Annotated in this window: 22 protein-coding genes and 1 tRNA gene; 11 read left to right on the top strand and 12 right to left on the bottom strand. The window is 61.6% G+C overall.

The window, feature by feature from the left end; all coding sequences use genetic code 11:
- The first annotated feature begins 221 nt into the window (after positions 1 to 221).
- The 8 genes from QN222_RS03570 to QN222_RS03535 all read left to right on the top strand — a co-directional run bounded on the left by QN222_RS03570 (position 222) and on the right by QN222_RS03535 (position 7,080).
- Positions 222 to 297, top strand: a tRNA-Lys gene (locus tag QN222_RS03570).
- Positions 284 to 595, top strand: a complete 312-nt coding sequence (locus tag QN222_RS03565) for a hypothetical protein (protein WP_284005227.1) — start codon at positions 284 to 286, stop codon at positions 593 to 595. The genes QN222_RS03570 and QN222_RS03565 overlap by 14 nt, the downstream gene beginning before the upstream one ends.
- 290 nt (positions 596 to 885) lie before the next feature.
- On the top strand, positions 886 to 1,641 hold the full coding sequence (locus QN222_RS03560; RefSeq protein WP_283965952.1) for a hypothetical protein: 756 nt from the start codon (positions 886 to 888) through the stop codon (positions 1,639 to 1,641).
- Between the two features lie 132 nt (positions 1,642 to 1,773).
- Positions 1,774 to 2,130, top strand: a complete 357-nt coding sequence (locus QN222_RS03555; protein ID WP_283965951.1) for a hypothetical protein — start codon at positions 1,774 to 1,776, stop codon at positions 2,128 to 2,130.
- Positions 2,131 to 2,285: 155 nt separating this feature from the next.
- Positions 2,286 to 3,404: a GSCFA domain-containing protein gene (locus QN222_RS03550; protein ID WP_283965950.1), complete on the top strand. Its 1,119-nt coding sequence runs from the start codon at positions 2,286 to 2,288 to the stop codon at positions 3,402 to 3,404.
- 308 nt (positions 3,405 to 3,712) lie between these two features.
- Positions 3,713 to 4,747 carry a Tim44 domain-containing protein gene (locus tag QN222_RS03545; protein ID WP_283965953.1) on the top strand — a complete coding sequence of 345 codons (1,035 nt, stop codon included), beginning with the start codon at positions 3,713 to 3,715 and terminating at the stop codon, positions 4,745 to 4,747.
- Positions 4,748 to 5,073: 326 nt separating this feature from the next.
- Positions 5,074 to 5,808 carry a pentapeptide repeat-containing protein gene (locus QN222_RS03540; RefSeq protein WP_283965127.1) on the top strand — a complete coding sequence of 245 codons (735 nt, stop codon included), beginning with the start codon at positions 5,074 to 5,076 and terminating at the stop codon, positions 5,806 to 5,808.
- Between the two features lie 480 nt (positions 5,809 to 6,288).
- On the top strand, positions 6,289 to 7,080 hold the full coding sequence (locus QN222_RS03535; RefSeq protein ID WP_283965111.1) for a DUF1194 domain-containing protein: 792 nt from the start codon (positions 6,289 to 6,291) through the stop codon (positions 7,078 to 7,080).
- Positions 7,081 to 7,086: 6 nt separating this feature from the next.
- On the opposite strand, the gene QN222_RS30365 is transcribed toward QN222_RS03535, so the two are convergent.
- From QN222_RS30365 to QN222_RS03520, 4 genes are all read right to left on the bottom strand, one after another.
- Positions 7,087 to 7,413, bottom strand: coding sequence for a DUF2750 domain-containing protein (locus tag QN222_RS30365; protein ID WP_369291916.1), 327 nt, complete (start codon positions 7,411 to 7,413; stop codon positions 7,087 to 7,089).
- Positions 7,414 to 7,488: 75 nt separating this feature from the next.
- A complete protein-coding gene (locus QN222_RS03530) occupies positions 7,489 to 7,980 on the bottom strand; it encodes a hypothetical protein (RefSeq protein WP_283965112.1) in 492 nt (163 codons plus the stop codon).
- 362 nt (positions 7,981 to 8,342) lie between these two features.
- Positions 8,343 to 9,080 (bottom strand): glycosyltransferase, encoded by a 738-nt coding sequence (locus QN222_RS03525; RefSeq protein ID WP_283965113.1) that lies wholly within the window; start codon positions 9,078 to 9,080, stop codon positions 8,343 to 8,345.
- Positions 9,081 to 9,235: 155 nt separating this feature from the next.
- The gene (locus QN222_RS03520) at positions 9,236 to 9,361 is read right to left on the bottom strand and encodes a hypothetical protein (protein WP_283965114.1); all 126 of its coding nucleotides are present in this window, start codon (positions 9,359 to 9,361) and stop codon (positions 9,236 to 9,238) included.
- A 224-nt stretch (positions 9,362 to 9,585) separates the two neighbouring features.
- Here QN222_RS03520 and QN222_RS03515 point away from each other — a divergent pair, with 224 nt between their 5' ends.
- A complete protein-coding gene (locus QN222_RS03515; protein WP_283965115.1) occupies positions 9,586 to 10,404 on the top strand; it encodes a polysaccharide pyruvyl transferase family protein in 819 nt (272 codons plus the stop codon).
- Between the two features lie 124 nt (positions 10,405 to 10,528).
- Here QN222_RS03515 and QN222_RS03510 read toward each other — a convergent pair whose 3' ends face one another.
- The 5 genes from QN222_RS03510 to QN222_RS03490 form a co-directional block, all read right to left on the bottom strand.
- Entirely contained in the window at positions 10,529 to 11,506 is a 978-nt protein-coding gene (locus tag QN222_RS03510) for a glycosyltransferase family 2 protein (RefSeq protein ID WP_283965128.1), read from the bottom strand.
- 71 nt (positions 11,507 to 11,577) lie between these two features.
- Entirely contained in the window at positions 11,578 to 12,192 is a 615-nt protein-coding gene (locus tag QN222_RS03505) for an SGNH hydrolase domain-containing protein (RefSeq protein ID WP_283965116.1), read from the bottom strand.
- A gap of 375 nt (positions 12,193 to 12,567) precedes the next feature.
- Positions 12,568 to 13,338, bottom strand: a complete 771-nt coding sequence (locus QN222_RS03500) for a Stf0 family sulfotransferase (protein WP_283965117.1) — start codon at positions 13,336 to 13,338, stop codon at positions 12,568 to 12,570.
- Positions 13,339 to 13,348: 10 nt separating this feature from the next.
- Positions 13,349 to 13,933, bottom strand: coding sequence for an acyltransferase (locus QN222_RS03495; RefSeq protein ID WP_283965118.1), 585 nt, complete (start codon positions 13,931 to 13,933; stop codon positions 13,349 to 13,351).
- Between the two features lie 211 nt (positions 13,934 to 14,144).
- The gene (locus QN222_RS03490; RefSeq protein WP_283965119.1) at positions 14,145 to 14,915 is read right to left on the bottom strand and encodes a Stf0 family sulfotransferase; all 771 of its coding nucleotides are present in this window, start codon (positions 14,913 to 14,915) and stop codon (positions 14,145 to 14,147) included.
- Positions 14,916 to 15,239: 324 nt separating this feature from the next.
- Here QN222_RS03490 and QN222_RS03485 point away from each other — a divergent pair, with 324 nt between their 5' ends.
- On the top strand, positions 15,240 to 15,869 hold the full coding sequence (locus tag QN222_RS03485; protein WP_283965120.1) for a TerC family protein: 630 nt from the start codon (positions 15,240 to 15,242) through the stop codon (positions 15,867 to 15,869).
- Between the two features lie 104 nt (positions 15,870 to 15,973).
- On the opposite strand, the gene QN222_RS03480 is transcribed toward QN222_RS03485, so the two are convergent.
- Positions 15,974 to 16,174, bottom strand: a complete 201-nt coding sequence (locus tag QN222_RS03480) for a hypothetical protein (RefSeq protein ID WP_283965121.1) — start codon at positions 16,172 to 16,174, stop codon at positions 15,974 to 15,976.
- Positions 16,175 to 16,720: 546 nt separating this feature from the next.
- Between QN222_RS03480 and QN222_RS03475 the strand changes: the two genes are divergently transcribed.
- Positions 16,721 to 16,867 (top strand): hypothetical protein, encoded by a 147-nt coding sequence (locus tag QN222_RS03475; protein ID WP_283965122.1) that lies wholly within the window; start codon positions 16,721 to 16,723, stop codon positions 16,865 to 16,867.
- Positions 16,868 to 16,988: 121 nt separating this feature from the next.
- Here the strand turns inward: QN222_RS03475 and QN222_RS03470 are convergent, their stop codons facing one another.
- Positions 16,989 to 18,377, bottom strand: coding sequence for a M20 family metallopeptidase (locus QN222_RS03470; RefSeq protein ID WP_283965123.1), 1,389 nt, complete (start codon positions 18,375 to 18,377; stop codon positions 16,989 to 16,991).
- A 59-nt stretch (positions 18,378 to 18,436) separates the two neighbouring features.
- Positions 18,437 to 19,069, bottom strand: a complete 633-nt coding sequence (locus QN222_RS03465; RefSeq protein ID WP_283965124.1) for an FMN-binding negative transcriptional regulator — start codon at positions 19,067 to 19,069, stop codon at positions 18,437 to 18,439.
- Between the last annotated feature and the right edge of the window lie 40 nt (positions 19,070 to 19,109).

Genomic DNA, 19,109 nt, shown 5'->3' with positions numbered 1-19,109 from the left:
AGAGCAGGACGGGGATGAGTGTGAGCGATTTCGCGCACGCGCCGCGCCGCCCCGACGACGGGAAAAGGCCAGCCGGCGTCGTGCACGCCACCCGCAGCACCGGCTTCGCCGCTACGCTGTGAGCCGTTGAAAAATTTCCCAAAAATTTTGCAAAGGGTGCTGGACAAGCCGGGCGAACGCCATTATACGCCCCACCAGACCGCAGCGACGCGGTTCTGGACGGGTGATTAGCTCAGTTGGTAGAGCAGCTGACTCTTAATCAGCGGGTCCACGGTTCGAGCCCGTGATCACCCACCAAAAACCTCAAAGAAGCCAATCCTTTCTATCTCCGGCGTCCGATGCGCTCCATGTCGACGATGCGGCCGTCGCGTTGGCGAACTGCGATCTCGAAGCGTGTGTTGCCGCGCCAAGCGCGATAGATGAAGAACCTGCCACGGCAGTCGATCCGACGAACATCATGGAAGCCGCGATTGCGGAGCAGTCGTTCCCCCTGTCTGCAGGTTATTCCTCGACCTCGATCGAGGCTGCTGCCGATCCCGATGTTGATGTTGATGTTGGTTTGAGCGCTTGCGTCAGGCGGAACCGCTACCGGTGATACCGCCAGCGCCAGAGCAAGCACGAATGAGACGAGTGAAGACCTAAGCATCATCTTGCTTAGATCCATGAGCATCTCCCAAGGTTAACTCATGCCAGTTCCAAAAAACGCCCGGCATGGGATGTTCGCGCAGGCACGCGCCAAAGGCAAGCAAAGCGTGAACGACGACACCCAAAACAACTGACGAGAAGTAGGACGCCGACCCCGTCGAGCACCAGCTCAGGCGCGCAGCACACGACTCTTTCTTGCTGAAAGGTGTGTGCTGATGCCGAGACCCAGTCCCAAGGACCATGAGGGCATTCGAGCTGTTGTCTGGCTTGTTTGAAGGGGCTGCGTCTGGACGTTCTCCCAACTTGTGTATTTCCGATCTCGCCTTCTCGCGTTTGCCGGATCAGGCTGCGTTTTGGCGTCTGCAACGCGGCAGCGCTATCGGCTATCATCGCTGCCACTGCACCCGCAGGAGGATGACGCTCTGGTTGAGCGGAGGAGCATACAAAAGCATCATGCCGACGCCAGATCACCGCTACACGATCCTAATTCGAGTCGATCAGGTAGCACGCCTTTTCAATTCGCTCGATCCAACGCCATTTCGGGAACGCGATCTGGACGACGATGCCGAGCGGTTCATCGTCGAATGGGCCCAGGAAGCGCCGGGGAACCTGCCCATCGAGATTGTCGTCCAATTGCCGCCTGGGGACGTGAATTCGGACCAAACGCATGCCGTGCAGCAAGCAGTTCGATACAATTTCAACAGCCGCGCCAATCAGGCGCGCCGGGAACTGCGCGACCTTCTCAGAGAGGGGCGGCGATCCTTGTTCATCGGCATTCCGATCCTGGCCGTCAGTCTCATCGCGAGCAAACTGGTCGACAACGCCTCGGAGGCCGCCACTTTTTCGCGCGTGTTCAGCGAAAGCCTGGTCATTTTCGGTTGGGTGGCCAATTGGCGGGCTCTCGAAATCTTTCTCTATGACTGGTGGCCAATCGTGCGCCGCCGCCGGCTTTATCGTCGCCTCGCGGCGGCAGAGGTGAATGTTCTGTCGGCTTGATCTTTTCTGTCCCGCTCCGACATGTTTTCAGCGACGAGCCGAGCATGCGCGCCTGCGTCTTCACTCCCGAATGCGAGTAGTCGCCATCTGTCGCTACTGTTGGTATTCTTGGGCTCATTGGTAGGGCACAAGATGACTATCCTACGTGGCCTCTTTCGCCTGTGGTTGATCGTTTCCGCGCTTTGGGTGCTGACACTGGTCGCCTACGTGGAAGTTGAAGGACGGCGCCGTGACGTGACAGACGGAGGCTCCATCTTCGTCAGGGCCTGGGTAGTGGTCGCGGATGGCTGGAAAGCCGAGAAAGAGGCAACGGCCATAAGGGAAAAGGCCGCCGCATCCGGAAGCGCCAGCGTCGCCGTGCCAGACGAGATCAGCAGCCGACTTCGAACCGGCAGGCGGGTCGAGAATGCGGCTTTGCTTTTCGGCGGGATGCTGCTAGGCCCGCCGCTTATCCTGCTTGTGCTCGGGGCCTGGGTTATCCGTGGCTAGGGTCGAGTGCCTACGCCACCTGGATCCACCAATCTCCATCTTCCTCGATCGGCCAAGATGCAATACGGATCGTTACTATTCTTGCGCAAGGGCTGTTGCCTCACAAAGGCCACTTTAATAAGTTCCACGCGCGGCCACGTGGCAAGAGGGCAATCATGTCGATCAAGGCGATAGACCATTCCGGTTTCCAGGAGACGGTCTCCGTCGTCCCAGCGGGTGAGGCTCCCAAGAAGATGGGGTCATCCTTTTTCCGGGGCAGTGCGAGCAACTTCAATCCGTATGGCTCCGATCACGTGAAGGATGATTTTGCGTGGCGCTTCCTGTTGAAGGGCTGGGCGCCGGAGAAGCCGTTCATCTCTCCTACGACGAACGTTACCGCCTTCGGATCGTGCTTTGCCGAGAACATCAGCAAGCATCTTGCGAAGCTGGGGTTCGACGTCTCCAAGAACCGAGATCGCGACATCTACATCTCGTCGATGGGCGAGGGCCTGGTCAATGTCCACTCGATTGTCCAGCAATTCCGCTGGGCGCTCGAAGGCATAGCGCCGCCGACAAACCTCTGGCATGGCTACAAGGCCGAGGAATTCGACCTGACGGAAGAAATCCGAGAGCGCACCCGGGACGTGTTCCTGAAGACGGACGTTTTCATTTTGACGTTCGGCCTGTCGGAGATCTGGTACGACGAGGTGACCGGCGGCGTTTTCTGGCGCGCTGTTCCGATGAAGCACTACGATCCGAGCCGGCACAAGTTCCGCGTTTGCACCTTCGGCGAGACGAAGGCCTGCATCCAGGAGATCATCGACCTGATCGGCAAGCACGTGCCCCAGGCGAAGATCGTCGTCACCGTGTCGCCGATTCCGTTGGTCGCCACATTCCGACCGGTCGCCTGCCTGACGGCCAACTCGGCGTCCAAGGCGATCATCCGGGCCGCCGTCGACGAGACGGTCCGAGAGCGCGGCGACGAATGGGCGGGCCGCCTCTACTATTTCCCCGCCTACGAGATCGTGAACGAAACGTTTCCGAACCGGTTCGTCGAAGACGGCAGGCACCTGCAGAACATGATCGTGCCGGCGGTCATGAATTTGTTCCAGGCGACCTATTGCAACACCGACTTAACGATCGAGCAGGCCGAGAAGGTGCTGAAGGCCGCCCGGTTGCAGTCGGCCAATACCCTGGACGGCCATGCCCTTTTCTCGCACGCAAGACTTGCCTCGAGGTTCAGCGCGGTCGTCCGGCGTCTTACCGGTCGCAAGTCGAGCGCGAAGTCCCGCTAGGCGCAATTCTGGACGCCACAAATGCGAAAGCGCGCTTGTTTGGGCCAAGAGACGACCCGGCCCGCAAGGGCGGCACGCTAGGCGGCGATGGCTGCCGGTGTAGTGACATGAATCAGGGCGGTCCAGGGCGAAACCATGCAGCAGTCGACGTGCTGTAGCGACCGTTGTGCTTCACCGTGCTGCAGTCGGTAGGGCATGGAAATCTGCGCGCGGCCCTTAAACTTGGCGCCCGCAATCGCTATATGGCCTTTCGTGGCCGGGACACCGGCCAAAGAAACAGCGGGGAGGAAACAACGGGAATGAATGGCATGCAGCGTTTTGGACGAGTTCTGGCGATGGTCGCGGTTGGCCTCACGGTCATGATGACGGTGGTCGACGTGGCCGAGGCACGGCGGGCCGGCGGCGGCTTCGGCTCGCGCGGCAGCCGTACCTTTTCCACAGCGCCGGTCACGCGCACGGCGCCGACCAATGCCGCGCCGATCGAGCGGACGATGACGCCGCGTCCGAATTCGGCGACCAATCCCGCGAACAACCCCGCGGCGCAAAACCCGATGACGAACCGGAGGCCGGGCTTCTTCAATAGCTTCGGCGGCTCGATGCTCGGCGGCCTGATGATGGGCGGCCTGATCGGCATGCTGCTCGGCCACGGCCTTGGCGGTGGCATCGGCTTCCTCGGCCTTCTCCTGCAGGTGGGCCTGATCGTCGTTCTCGTTTCGCTGGCAATGCGGTTCTTCCGTGGCAACCAGCGCCCGGCCTATTCGGGCGCAGGCGCCTCGGCCCGCTCGTCGGCCGCTGCCTCTTCGGGCGCGCCGTCTTTCCGCATTCCGCCCATAGGCGAGGGAGCGGGCAGGGGCGCGAGCTCGAACGGGCAGACTGCGACCGCGGCTTCCGGCTCCGCGCAATCGTCCGCAGCCGCCTCCGGCGAAACGGATGAAATCGGCGTCACCCAGCGCGACCTCGACCGCTTCGAGGCGATGCTGAAGGAGGTGCAGGCGGCTTATGGTGCCGAGGACTATGCGGCGCTGCGTCGACTGACCACGCCGGAGGCAATGTCCTATCTTGCCGAGGAACTCAGTGAGAACGCGACGAGCGGCGTCAAGAACGAGGTTCGCGACGTTCATCTCGTGCAGGGCGATGTCGCCGAAGCCTGGCGCGAGAACGGCATGGACTATGCGACCGTCGCGATGCGCTACGAGAGCATCGACGTGATGCGCGACCGCTCGACCGGCCGCGTCGTCAGCGGCGACGTCGACAAGCTCACCGAGGCGGTCGAGCTCTGGACCTTCCTGCGCAAGCCCGGCGGGGAATGGCAGGTCTCGGCTATCCAGGGCGTCCAGGCCTGAGGGCTGGCTTCGCCGTTCCGACCGCACGGCGCTGTAGCGGCGCCGGCATTCCCGATTTCGTTAACCGTCGATCGCTTATTCGCTTAAGCCCGGCCCGGCTTGAGCGTAAAATCGCGCCGGCGCTCGGCGCGCCGCCACCGCCCGGGACATGCGTCCGGGCGCATGCGCGGTCTTGACGAAGGCGATCATTGCGTGTCTTTTCTGTTGGGCAATGACCGGCGTAACGCCTTGAATTGCTATAAAATTCTTTTCGCTGCGGGCGTTGGAGCAACGGGATGGACATCGCTGGTAAGACGCTGGAAGGTTCGGCCGGTTTGATTTCGCCGATGGGAGGAGCACCGGACCATCCGACAGCGGCGGGGCGCGCATCGTCGCTTTTGCTTGGCGCGGCAGCTTTCCTTCTCGCTGTGGCGGCTTCGACCTTCGCCGGGGCAGCGGACTGCAAGAGTTCGGCCGGACCGGAAACGGACTGGCAGGACTGCAACAAGCGGCTGCTGATGCTCGGCGGCAGCGATCTGGAGGGGAGCAACCTGGCCAACACCGATTTCACGCTGACCGACCTCAGGGGCGCCACGCTTCGCTCCGCCAATCTCGAAAAGGCGACGCTGATGCGCGCCTCGCTCGCCGGCGCTATCGCGGACAAGGCGAATTTCACCCGGGTCGAGGCCTACCGCGGCAATTTCTCCGGCATTTCCGCCGAGGGTGCAACCTTCGTAAGCTCCGAATTGCAGCGCACCGACTTCAGCCGCGCGCGCCTGGCGGGCGCCGATTTCGAGAAAGCCGAGCTCGGGCGCGCCAACTTCCATGAGGCCGTGCTGACGGGCACCCGCTTTTCAATGGCCAATCTCTCTCGCGCCGATCTCAGCGGCGCGATCTTCGAAGGGCCGATCGATTTCGACCGCGCCTTCCTGTTCCTGACCAGGATAGAAGGCCTCGACCTTTCGGCCGCGACCGGGCTCGAACAGGAGCAGGTCGACCTTGCCTGCGGCGACGCCGCGACGAAGCTGCCGGCCGGCCTTGCAGTTCCCGCCAAATGGCCGTGCCCGGCCGACGACGACTGACGGGCGTTTTTTCCCGCGCCGGACGCGGCAGATGATTGCCCACAGCGCGGCGGAACGCTCCGCCGGCGGAGAGCGCGAATGCAGGCTCGGGCGGGTCCTCCGGCCCGCTGTTTGGTGCTGGACTTTCCTCTTGTTCCGCCTTCCTCGGGCTTGGCCTGGGGGATCCAGAATCGACCCCATTTTCGGTTCCCGAGGCGCTGGATCCTCGGGTCAAGCCAGGTCAAGCGCGAGGACGGCGGAATATGAAATGGCGGTGAGTAGCGTCATGGAAATCGTCTTTTCTGCAGGTCCGTAGCCGTTCCGTTGACAACTGCTGCTTCCTGAAATTTGAAGCTCGTGCTGTAATCCAAATGGATCCCATCGGGGCTACAGCGCCGCGCGTCTCATCATAGGCGCAAGGACGCGGTAGCACCTTGAATTTCTGCATGTTTTTATCCGTCAATCGGCTAGGATTAAGGAAACAAGCAGTAGGTAACCGCCATGACGAAACGCCGATTGCCGCTTGCTGCTGCTCTCTGCCTTCTCGGCGGCCCCGGGCTCGCTGAACCCGTTACCGTCGATCTCGAGCTCGTCGTTGCGGTCGACGTCTCCTATTCGATGGAGCCGGAGGAGTTGAGCGTCCAGCGGGCCGGCTATGTGGAGGCCTTCCGCAGTCCGGAGGTCATCACGGCGTTGCGTGGCGGGCCGCTTGGAAAGATTGCCGTCACCTATGTCGAATGGGGCGGCAAGGCGGTTCAGGTGATGCCGTGGACGCTGCTTTACGACGCCGAGACCGCGCACGAATTCGCCGAGACCCTAGAGCGCCAACCGATGCGGCGCATCGGCTTCACCTCGATCTCGAACACGCTCTCCGTCGGCCGCGCGCTTTTCCAGACAAGCCCCTTTCAGGCGAGGCGACGCGTTATCGACATATCGGGCGACGGACCCAACAATGCCGGCGCGCCGGCGCCTCTCGCGCGAAACAACACCATCGGACAGGGGATCACGATCGACGGCCTTCCGATCATGCTGCGGAGCGACCCGGACACGACGTCGATCCCGGATCTCGACGCCTACTATCGCGAGTGCGTCATTGGCGGCCCTGGATCCTTTCTCCTGAAGGTGAAGCACATCGACGAGTTTGCGGCGGCGATCCTCGCCAAGCTCGTGATCGAGATTTCCGGACTGAAGGTGAGCTGGCAGGAAGAGCCGAGGCTGAGCCCCGTCCAGTATGGTCAACCCTATAATTGCTTCATCGGCGAGGAACTGCAGGAGCGCGCGATCGGCCGGTAGGTCACTTCAATGCTTTGCTGAAGGAATGGTTCCAACTCCTTGAAACCTTGGGCGGAAGATCGCTAGGCATTTTTCCGGGAGGAGCCAGCGCTCCATGAATTCTGACAATTCAAGTCGGCACGTTCGGAAGCCGCGATACGCGCCAACGTTGTCGATGACTTTTTGAGCCCTGCTTTCCAAAGGCCAGAACGGTATTGCCGTCACGCCGAACGGACTCGTTGACGTGGGGAATCCCCCGTCATCTCGAATCGACCAAACGATGCCCTGAGCGATGATTTCGCTAAAAAAATCGCGGCTTTTGCGGACGCGGTGCTCATGACCGCATGAAAGCATTGACGGCTGACGTTCGCAATGGCCATACCGGCGACCATGTGGCATCCACATAACTCGCAGTTTTCCTGGAATTGCTCAATTGAGCCGCTCGCCGAAGAACGCATCCGGAAACAGCAAAAACATCGGCTTCTTGCGAAGTTCAATCGCGGACCGGTTTTTCGAAGCGAGCCATCGCTGTACGGACTGTTGGGGCGGCTCGCCGACGGTAGCGGCGATCGACCGGCCCATGAGGTCGAGACGGCGGCCGGAGTAGCCGAGATCGGCCGGGTGCCGACCGAAGCGGGACGGGCCGAAATCCACGCACCAGCGCTTCCGGTGCGGAAACGGCTTGGTAAGACCCGCCGCGAAGAAGGCCCAGACGTCGATGTCCTTCAGCCCGTTCGTGCCGTTGAGATAATGCAGCGCACTGCCCTGGGCCAGCGCGATGAGGAGCAGGCGGTCGCGATAAAGCCCAGCGACCGGCGCACGATCGAAGATGGCGCTGAGCGTGCGAAACGCGACGGCTGCGATCCTTTCCAAGTCTGACGGCGCCAAGCGTTCGTAGGATCTTTCGCTGACGTCTTCCATCGTGAGCACTCGCGTCGTCGCCGGAGATTAGGTCTTGCTGCGCAGTCCGCCACAGAGGATGCAGTCGCATCGCCGGGTAACGATAACCCCGGACGGCAGGACGTACAAAGACGGCGTTACGCAAGGCGGGGAGTCAGTAGACGTCACGGCGGGTGCTGTCGAACGTTCCAAGGGAACAAACTGGTGGGCGGAGTTGCAGGTTGGACCGATTCGATCACGGCGCCGACGCGCCGTGGCTGGATAGAGTTGCAATGGCGGTGTCACGGAGGAGACGCGGCATCGGGTTGATAAACACAAGCGGGAACGATCCCAAGCGCTGAGTCGGCGGCGCGTAAAACTCGCGCATTTCCGCGAGAGGAAGGCTATCCAATTGTCTCCCAGACCGAATGGGCGTCGCGGATGACCTTCTTGATGTTCTTTTCCTTCTGCCAGTCGCGGCCGATGTCCTTGATGACGGGGCGCTTCTCGGGAGAGAAAATATAGCTCTTCTTGTTGCGGACGTATTTTTCCAGCGTCGGGTTCACGCCGTAGTAGAATTGTTTCTCGGGATCCTTCGCCGGGTCCATGAGGCGCGCGCAATCCCGCGCGAACTCACCTCTGAGAAGCGACGGCGAGGTGGTGAAGATCGGGAAGGCGGTGAACTTCGGGATCTTGATGCCGAACAGCCGCATATATTCGTTGCGCTTGTGAAAATGGCCCTTCTTGGCGATGTCCCATTTCTGCTCGGCGGTGTGGAACGACACTTGCGCGATCGCGGGATCTCGGAAGGCAGCGAAGACGTTTGCGCCGATATCGGCCAGGGCGACCCAATCGTCTTCGAGGTGCAGCACGAAATCTGCCCTGGTAGCCGACCAGAGCCGCCGGACGGCGCCGCCGAAGCTCGCGGTTTCCGGCTCGAAGACGATCGCCGCGGGAAACTGTTTCCGGACCAGTTCAAGGCAGGCGGCGTGCGCGTCGTCGTCCCCGAAGATCGGATCGAGGTTCATATGGATGTTTTCGATCTCGAAGTGGTCGAGCATCCGCTTAGACAGGCTCTCGAGCGTCGCGGCGAGCAGATCGGGGCGCCGGGCGGCGACGATGCAAACGTCAATTTTCGGCATGGGTGCAGCCTTGCGTTGAGGCGGGTGGCGTACACGCTTATCAACGCCGGCGGCGTGTGGCTGAGCAGCGGATGATCAAGCGCCGCTTATATAAGCAACTCAACAAGGGCGTGCAACAGGGAAAGCATGGCTCGCGCAAGTATCGCAGTTCCCTACTACAACAGTGCCCAGACGATTTCCAAAAGCTTGCCGTGATAATAGCGCCCCAAATCATCGGGGTCGTCCCGAAAATGATCGAGCTTCGTCCCGATCACGATCACATAGCCATCCCGCAACGGCATGTCGCGCCCTCCCGGTCAGAGCGGCATGGATCTGCATCCCGCAATGCGGAAGCGAAGCGCCCGATCACGTCAGAGGTTCCGGTAGCATCATGCGGGTCGGTGCCACTCTTCGGCCTCAGCCTTCCTATGGGATCAAGATTCCGGTATCACGACTCGATCAGCAATCCTGAAATGGAGGTTTGCGCGCGCCTTGGCGCGCTTTATCTGGCCTCATGGGAGTTCGCGTGCGCAAAGTGAAAGTCTTCTCCGCCACCGTCGGCGAGAGCTTCGGCAAGACCATCGAGAACTTCGGCGACAACCTGATGGCCGATATTCTCCAGAACCTTTTTTCCGTCGAGCCGGTCTATGTCGAACCGGCACGGGCCGAACTCATCGGTGTCGGCAGCATCATCGACGCCTATTATCGGTACAACCGCAAGAAATACGCGTTCTGGCGCAAGCGCCCCTGGCGAACACTGCGCGTTTGGGGCTCCGGTTTCATGGACACCGGAACGCCGGCGCTGTGGCCGCAGCGCCTCGTCTTTGACGCGGTGCGCGGCGAACTGTCGAAGGCAAGAATTGCACCCGACCGCGACATTGCGCTCGGAGATCCGGCGATCCTGCTGCCGCTGATCTGGCCCAAGAAGAATGCGGCGACGTCGGAAGTCGTGGTCATCCCGCACTTCGTTACATACCAGACCTTTCTGGAGCGCTACGGACCGTCCCTGCCCAGCCACTGGAGAGTCCTCAACCTCCTCGGAGACCCGCAAAAGATTTGCGAGGCGATCTCCGCCAGCGACCTGGTGATCTCCAGCAGCCTCCACGGCCTCATCGTCGCCGACGCCTATGGCGTGCCCTCGATCTGGATGGAGCCCCACGGCAAGATAAAGGGCGACGGCTTCAAATTTGCGGATTACTTCAGCTTTCGCGGCGCGCCTCTCCCCGGTCCCGTCGATTTCGATAGCCTGCTAACGGCCGGCGGAGCAGACAAGGCTGGCAACGCGCCCGCGGTCCCATCCGCCGAGACGATTGACTGCTTGTTGCGGTCCTTTCCATTCCGTTGAGGCCACTGCATGTTTTCTTAAATCGTCGCCGATTTAAGGATAAAAACATGCAGCAATTCAAAGTGCTACAGCGTCCTCTGCGCGTCTGATAAGACGCGCGGCGCTGTAGGCAGGCCTCAGCCGGCTAGTCCGACGTGAACGCGATCGGGGCGATGAAACCCAGGTCGCGCAATTGCCTTGAGCCGGAAAACCGCACGGAATCCGGGCTCTGGAAGTTGAAATCGCCGGATTTCTGCAGATCGTCCAGCATCCTGCGATAGGCGGCGGCGCCGTCGAAATATTGTCCGTCCGTCACCGCGTGCTCGATCTTCTCCTTATAGTCGGAGAAGAACTTGAAGTGCAGCAACACGCCGGAGATCGCCGGAAAATTCCGCTCGCAGGGAAGCGGCTGGTGAATGCTGACCCCGAGGTTGCATTCCCTGTCCCAGAAGATCAGCGGATATTTCATGAGTTCCAGCACGTGCGCGAACTTCCGCTTGCGCGGCCCGCCGGTGATGCTGATCGCCCGCTTGGTATAGGTGATCTCGTATCCGGCGCCATCGAAGTGGTCGGCGATCTCCCAAGGCATCCGTGCATCCGTGCTGTCGAGTGCCGCTGATCCGAGCGGGCCGACCGGGTACATGTCGAGCATGGGCGCAGCGAGGCGCTTCTCGCCGCGCGCTTCAAGCGCACGGATGAGATTGCGGAGCGGCTGGCGTTCGCAATCGTCGTAGATCAGGAATTCGTCCGAATCGACGTTGAGATACCACCGGTCCTTGCCGTAGCGCGCGAACAGCGTCTGGCGCCATTCGCGCCCGCGCCGGGCGTCCCGGTAGCGCAACGGCGAACTCCAGACGTCAACGTCCGGCTGCGAGCTGAGATATTCGCGCGTGCCGTCGGACGACACATCGTCAATGCAGATGAAGCGCGAAACGCCGAGCCTTCTGTAGTGAGCGAGAAAGGACGGCATCAGCTTCACGTCGTTGTGCGTGTTGAAGACGACCGGAATGTCGTCGCGGCCGAGCGGCCGAGCGCCGCCCTCGTTCAGGCACGACATTTCGATGTCCCGCTTCCGCTTGCGCTCACGCGCCGCCAGCTTGAAGGTCTCATACCGGGTGACGATCCGGTCGAGAAGGCTTCGCTGGCCCCGCCCGCTCTCATGGTCAAGAAGACGAAAGGGGTAGTGAAGGTCCTTCAAAATCCGCTCCAGGTGCCGCTGCGATAGCTGCGTTTATCGGGATCATGACCGGAATTCAACTCGGCAGCCCGTGGCGGCTCAAATCCGCAATTCCCGCGCGGCGCGGACCGGTTGTCGCCGGGCTTTTGCTCGCAGCCATGCTCGGCTGCGGCTGCGAAGGCCCGGGAGAAATCCAGCGTTCCGCCGATATGCCGGGAGCCCTGCTGCGAAAAATGCCCGTCGTCCTCATAGATCGCGACGCCGTCCTCTTCCGCCCGGCAATTGACGGCGTCGCAAAGATAATCGGTGGAATTCAGGACGGGAAAGTCCGCAGCCACGCTGGCCAGCACCGATCGGACCTCCCTGTCATGTGCCTCGACCGCCGCAACCGGCAGATCGCAATCTCCGGAAGGCAGCCCAAGCAAGCGTGCCCGCGCCACGCAAAGTCCGGTATTGCGCCCGTCCCTCGGAGGCGGACTTACGACAACGGGCTGGAGCCCGATCGAGCGCAGCCAGGCGAGCGTCGACTGGAAGTTTTGCGTGACAAGCTCGGGGCTTGAACCTGTGCGGCCCTTGCCGCGAAGGAAAACCGTCTCCGCGATGACCGCGGCGGTACCGGCCGTCAAGGTCATCGCAAAGACAGGTTGCCGTCCAAAACGGCGGCAATCGCGGAAGGGCGTTTCGACATATCGCCAGGTACCATAGGTCTGTACTGCATTCCTGGGGGAGATCCGTATCCGAGGGGTTATCGCCCGTAATACGGCATTGGAAACGAAGCCATGGCCCGAGCGGGGCGCGCGCTCGGGAAACTCGGAAAAGTTGGGGAAAAATGGTAGCTCGCGCAACCATCGCAAGCACGCGTGTTGCGTGGCAGGCGGCGGCACGCGAAGCACGCGCCCCGTCGGCTAGAGCAATTCCAGGAAAAGTGTGTAACGGTTTTCCGTCCGGAATTGCGTAGTTTCAACGAGTTAGATCATTTCACTGTTTCAATGAAACAATGAAATGATCTAAAACGCGAAGGGATAGCGCGGCTTGAGTTTCCCGGTCGCCAGTTTCGCGAAATTGCGCATCTTGCCCGGAATGTGCTCGCGGCGATCGTAAGCCTTGAGCAGATCCCCCGAGCTACAATCCTCGTTGAAGCGCGCGATCCATTCCTCCGTCAGGTCGTCGCGCTGGACGGTCATCGTCGTCTCAGCCGTGGCCGGCGGGGAGACGCGCAACTGCCCGGCGATATGCGCGATGAAGGGGCTCGGATCGTTCGCGAGGTCTTCATAGGCGAATTCGGTGAAGGGCACGCCGAGGAGATCCAGGTAGCCCTGCCAGAAACCGTAGCTTTCGCGGATGTAGAAGAAGCACCGGGCGATCTGCTCGAAGTCGTAGCGCGGCTCGGCCTTTGCCCCGTGGTGGGCGGCGAAAGCGCGTGTCTGTCTTGCCCGCGCAAACGAGATCGCCTGCCTCAGCGTGTCTCTGCGTCGGAGAAAGACGATCGCTGTCTCATGTTCGCAAAGGCAATGGCGGATGAAATCCCGGCTGTAACGCTCGCGCGTCACGAAAAGCTGGTTCGGAAAGATCTTCATGCCGAACACGCCGTTCGGGGTCGAGCACTTCCGGATGACTTCCGCGAAGAAGGCGTCCCATGAGAGGGCGCCCATATCGAGACCGTGAAGCTTGGGCGACAGCCACTCGGTGGATCTGCCCATGTCCTGCGACTGATTGATGAGCGACCCGAGCCAGTTCGATCCGCTTCGTGCCTCGGTCAGAAGGAGATAACCACGCATGAATCCTCATCTAGTCCTTGTTGCGCGATAGCGTCGGATTCCGGGGCGTTCCGCGTGCATCGGCAATGGGTCTTTTCTCTCCGCGGACACCCACTTTTCGCGCGGGAACTCCGGCATAGATGCCGAGCGGGTCCGTTCGGCCCCTCACGACGCTGCCCGCGCCGATCACACACCCCCGGGAAATGTGCGCGCCATCAAGGATCACCGTTCCGGCGCCGATCCAGACGTCGTCCTCGATGACGATCCCCAGTCTCGTCTCGCGTTGCTTCTTAATCGGAACATTGGGATCGCTGAAGCCGTGATTGGCCGGGACCACGACCACATGGGCGGCGATCCGCACCCAGTTGCCGATCGTCAGGCCGCCGGAGCCATAAAGTATCGAATACGGGTTGAGGCTGAAATGATCGCCGATGGTGACGAAGCCGTCATTGGCATCGATGATCGCGCCGCGCTTGATTTCCGCCTTGCGGCCGATGCGGATCTTGCCCCTGTTCGGATTTATTATGCCTCCGTCGATGCGGAACTTGCCACCGATCTCGAGGCGCCCCCAATAGCGGAGCTGAAGCAGCAATGCCCGAATTTCGCCAAGCGTCATACCCGCTCTCCGGCTGCAATCGGTCAAGTGTTGCAGAGACGCCAGCCGCCCGCAACATCCGCCGTGCGTCGAAGCGACCGCACGTCGATCGCGGCGCGGACGCGCCGCCCTGCTTGCATGTTTCCTTAAATCGTAGCCGAATTAAGGACAGCAATTCAAAGTGCTACAGCGTCCTTCGTGCGTCTGAAAAGGCGCACGGCGCTGTAGTCCGCTAAAACGCGAACGGATATCGCGGCTCGAGCTTGCCGGACGCCAGTTTCGCGAAGTTGCGCATCTTGCCGGCAATGTGCTCGCGACGGTCGTAGGCCCTGAGCATGTTTCCCGACCGGCAATCTTCGTTGAAGCGCGCGATCCATTCCTCCGTCAGGCCGTCGCGTTGAACGGCCATTGTCGTTTTGGCCCTCGCCGGAGCGGTAACGCCAAGGTGTTCCGCGATATGCGCGATGAAAGGGTTCGGGTCGGCGGCAAGATCCTCGTAGGCAAATTCGGTGAACGGCGCGCCCAGGAGCTCCAGGTAACTCTGCCAGAAATTGTAGCTTTCCCGGATATAGAAGAAGCAGCGGGCGATCTGTTCGAAGTCGTAGCGCGGCTCCGCCTTTGCTCCGTGGTGGGCGGCAAAGGCCCGCGTCTGCCGCGCCCGCGCGAAGGAAATCGCCTGCCTCAACGTGTCCCTGCGCCGAAGGAAGACCAGCGCCGTCTCATGCTCGGAAAGGCAATGGCGGATGAAGTCCCGGCCGCAGCGCTCCTGGGTGACGAAAAGCTGGTTCGGGAAGATCTTCATGCCGAACGCTCCGTTCGCGGTCGAGCATTTCCCGATGATTTCTCCGAAGAACGCGTCGAAAGGCAGGGCGTTGACATCGAGGCGATGGGCCTTCGGGGCCAGCCACTCGGCCGGCAATCCCATTTCGCCGGAATGACCGAGGAGAGTGCTCAGCCAACTGGAGCCGCTTCTTGCTTCGGAGAGGATCAAATATCCGCGCATCAGGTCCCCTATATTATGTCTCACTAAACCTGAAATGCGCGGCTAAGGGTCAATCTGGGCAATTTTCTGCCGCCCCGGTCCGATTCTCTGGAGAAAACGGGTGCGCAGTCGTTGATCGACGCAAACACGCAACAGCGCGCGGGAGCGGCCTTCACTGCTGGCATCCTTGGAAAGCCCGGCAATAGCATCGCGCGCCAGCCGCGCGAGCGCGTCCGTGGCGGCGCACTCCAGTTTTTTTGATTGAGACCGGCATCGCCACTTGATCGATCGATGATTTATCCGTAGCGATGCCGAGCCGCTTTGCTCAGTGGGGATCAACACATCATGGAAATTTTTACGTCTGCCGGCTTGCTGGCGCTTCTGCAGGTTATTGTCATCGACCTGGTGCTTGCCGGGGATAACGCCGTCGTCATCGGCCTTGCCGCCGCCGGGCTTCCGACCGAGCAGCGCAAGAAGGCGATCCTGGTCGGCATTCTCGCCGCGACCGTTCTCCGCATCGCGCTTGCCAGTGTGACCGTCCAGCTCCTCGAAATCATCGGCCTGCTGCTCGCCGGCGGCATCCTGCTGCTCTGGGTCTGCTGGAAGATGTGGCGCGAACTGCGTGCCGCCCAGGGTGAAGGCGCGGACGAGGGGAATGGAGAGCCGCATAAGAAGACCTTCATGCAGGCGGCGATCCAGATCGTCGTTGCGGACGTCTCCATGTCGCTCGACAACGTGCTTGCGGTTGCAGGTGCTGCTCGCGAGCATCCGACGGTGCTGGTGTTCGGCCTCATCCTCTCGATCGCGATGATGGGTGTTGCCGCGGGCCTCATTGCCAAGCTGCTCAACCGTTACCACTGGATCGCCTACATCGGTCTGGCGATCATCCTCTATGTCGCGCTCGACATGATCTATCGCGGATCGCTCGAGGTCTGGCCGCACGTCGTCCCGGTCGTCGCGGCGATCGCGGGCTGATCTTCGTTACCCACGCGGGGCCGGCAACCGGCCCCGCGCGTCTTATCAGACGCACAAACGCTGTGGCGCATTGCGATCATGCCGTCAGGCAGGGAGCTTCTCGGCTACGCCACCAACGCGCTCAGTTCCGCAGGGCTCCTCACGCCCGCCTGGTAGAGGGTAAAGAGCCTCTTGGCGAGCGCTTCTGCTTCAGGACTGGTGCACGGGAGTTTTTTCGCCTCCAGTGTGGAATTGAAAACGCCCTGAAGAAATTCGATGTCGGCCGGTAGGATGAGGCCGGTTTGAAAGTCGCGAGAGGGAGACATGGCCGCGGCTCCTGTTGGGGCGAAAGTGCACGTATCTCTCAGCCAGTGGGCGCCCGTGTCATTTGCCACCGATGTTCATAGCATGCGCCCGAAATGTGGCGTGCGTCAGAACATTCGTCTCGGGCCATCGGGCCGGCGAGGCCAGGCCGACCCATGCGAAGGGAGCAACTGCAGCGCCGTTACCCGATTACCGACGAAGCAATTGGACGGGCTACGGCGTCTTTGCGCGCCTGACAGACGCTCGGCACTGAAGCGCAAGACATGGAAGGTCCCAGAGTGGTGCAAAAGGGGGCGGGGAGCATCGCTCTGGGACCTCTCACGCCTACGGCGGCGGGGGCTAGCCGTTGATTCCGCAGGCGTTTACGTGCCGCAATATGCACCCGGAGAAACACTCGGCAACGGGTATCAGACCTTTGGCACGCCGCATCGGACTTAGGTCTGATACTTTCGGTGGATGAGTGCCCTAAACCTTCTTGCAACCGAGCGAGGAGTTCCTCCCCAACCACGGCCTATCTTGTTGTACCATGCCTTTCCGGGATGCCGGCAATGAAGAGATTCGCGTTCCTGGCAGCGCTCGCAGCGCCGGCCATTGCTCTCGCCCTCGCCATAGCTGTGGTCGACTGGCTGGAGCCGGCGACGGGCATATCAAATGAGACCACTGCATCAACCAATCCGCAGATGCGCGTACCTTGATGTCGCCATCAGGTTACGGGGCGGCCTCGGGTGACAGCATGAGCAATCGGCGTCGCAGCGGACGGCGCACAATGACCCGCGCCCGCTTCACGCCAAGTCGGCTGGCATCACTCGGCAACCGCTACTGATGTTGTCCCGGCACGCCCGCTTCGCCGAGATCCCAATAGATCCCGGCCATAAGCGCCAGACCCTCGCGGGCGATCACGAGCGGAAGATGCTCGTTCGGCGCGTGCTGGGAGCACCCGGGATAGGAACGCGGGACCCACACGGTCGGGAGTTCCAGGATATCGGCGAAAATGTCGTTCGGCAGCGATGCGCCGAGGTTCGGCAGGATGGCCGGTCTCTTGCCGGTGGTGCGAACAATCGAGTCCACCGTCCAATTGACCCATGGATGACCGGGATCCAACCGTGTCGCATGAAAAACCGCGTCGTTCGACTGAGCGACGCGCACATGGGAAAAGCCGTGGCGGTCGAAGTGCCGTCTGAGCGCCGGAAGGATATCTTCGGCATCGACGCCAACGACGAAGCGCAACTGGCACCGCGCCCAGGCCCGCGGCGGAATGGCGCCGACAGGCGTCCTCGGGTTCCCCGCTTCGAAGGCGAGGATCGCGAAGGAGCACCAGGCGAACAGCTTTTCCGCCGGCGTCAAACCGGGTTCGCCCCAATCGGGATCGATGTCGGGATCGCCGGCGCTCGGTTCCAGCTGGCAATCGGCAAGTACGCGCCGGACATCCTCGGGGATACCCTCCGGACGCCATTCTGGAATCAGAATCTCACCCGTCGGGGTGGTGATGCTTGCAAGAGCGTGCGCAAGCTCAATCGCCGGGTCGGAAAGAAGGCCGCCCCAGTTGCCGGAGTGATGGCTGCCCTCGCGCGCATCTATCCAGACATCGAAGCTGACGGCGCCGCGCGACCCCAGGAACACCGTTGGCCGCGCGGCTGAGAGACGTGGTCCATCCGAGGCGATCAGAACGTCCGCTCGAAACAAGTCCTTGTGGGTGGCGGCCAGCTCGCGAAGGCCCGGCGAGATCCGCTCTTCCCCCATTTCGATCAGGTATTTGGCGTTGAAGCCAAGTCTGCCGCGCGTCTCCAGCACAGCCTTGATCGCCCCGATGTTGATCGAATGCTGCCCCTTGTTGTCGGCGACGCCGCGTCCGTACCATCGGCCGTCGTGTTCCGTCATCCGCCATGGGGACAGGCCTTCGTTCCAGCTATCTTCGAGGCCGCGAACCACGTCGCCGTGACCGTAGCCGAGCACAGTCGGCCTTGCCGGATCCTCGATGCGCTCGGCGTAGAGAAAAGGCCAGTTGCCCTCGGACAGTGTCTGGCAGGCGAAGCCGAGTGCTTCGAAGGCCGGCTTGATCTCGGCTTCGATATAGTCCGCCAGCACTGGAGCGCGATCCGGATTCTGGCTCTCCGTCGGCATGGTGACGCGACGCGCGAGATCATCGCGGAAAGCACCGGAATCGAAGTAGGCCTCTGCTCTCGCTATGGCTGCATCGCGGGTCATGCCTCAACATACCACCGGAAGTAGCGCGGCGGAATGCTTACCCGTGACTACGGAGCGTCTTATTCGCTGTCAGTCGGAATCAAACCTGCGACGGCCCTGTCCGAAATTCGTTCGCTGCCTGCCAGGCCCTCGGCAACGCCGGCTCTGTCCGCCGCGGGGCGGTTCTGGCTCATCTTGCTTTTGCCCTCGATCCGGGTGATCGGCATTCTAAGCCCGACGATGCCCTTGAGCTGTGCTTGAACGAATGCTTCGGGCGCATTGGTGACGGCCCACCGATCGGCGCGCGGCCCTTCGTGAAGATCGGTCAGCCGCGTGACGACCTCGAGCAAGCGCTCAGCATCGTCGTAAAACTCCACCGGTCCATAGGCATGCACCGCCGCATAGTTCCAGGTCGGGACGACCTTGCCGTGCTCGCGTTTCGACGCGTACCAGGAGGGGGTGATATAGGCATCCGGCCCCATGAAGATCGCCATGGCATCGCCGATCGGCGGGGCCTTCCATTGCGGATTGGCCCTGGCGAGATGGCCATGCAGCGTCCCATGCTCGCCTTCGTCCGGATCGAGGATCAACGGCAACGGCGTCGCGATCAGGCCATCTGCGGTGGCCGTCACGAAGTGGCAAAGCCGCGCCTCGCGCATCATCCTATGGAGTGCGGCGCGATCATCCTCTCTGAAGGCTGGCGGTGTGTACATCGAGTCCGGTTCCTATTGCTGGCGGCATTCAAGCACAGCA

This window comes from Sinorhizobium sp. 6-70 (assembly GCF_030124375.1).
GTDB lineage: Bacteria > Pseudomonadota > Alphaproteobacteria > Rhizobiales > Rhizobiaceae > Sinorhizobium.
The sequence above is the reverse complement of the archived record's forward strand: the minus strand, read 5'-3'. Positions and strand labels throughout refer to the sequence as shown.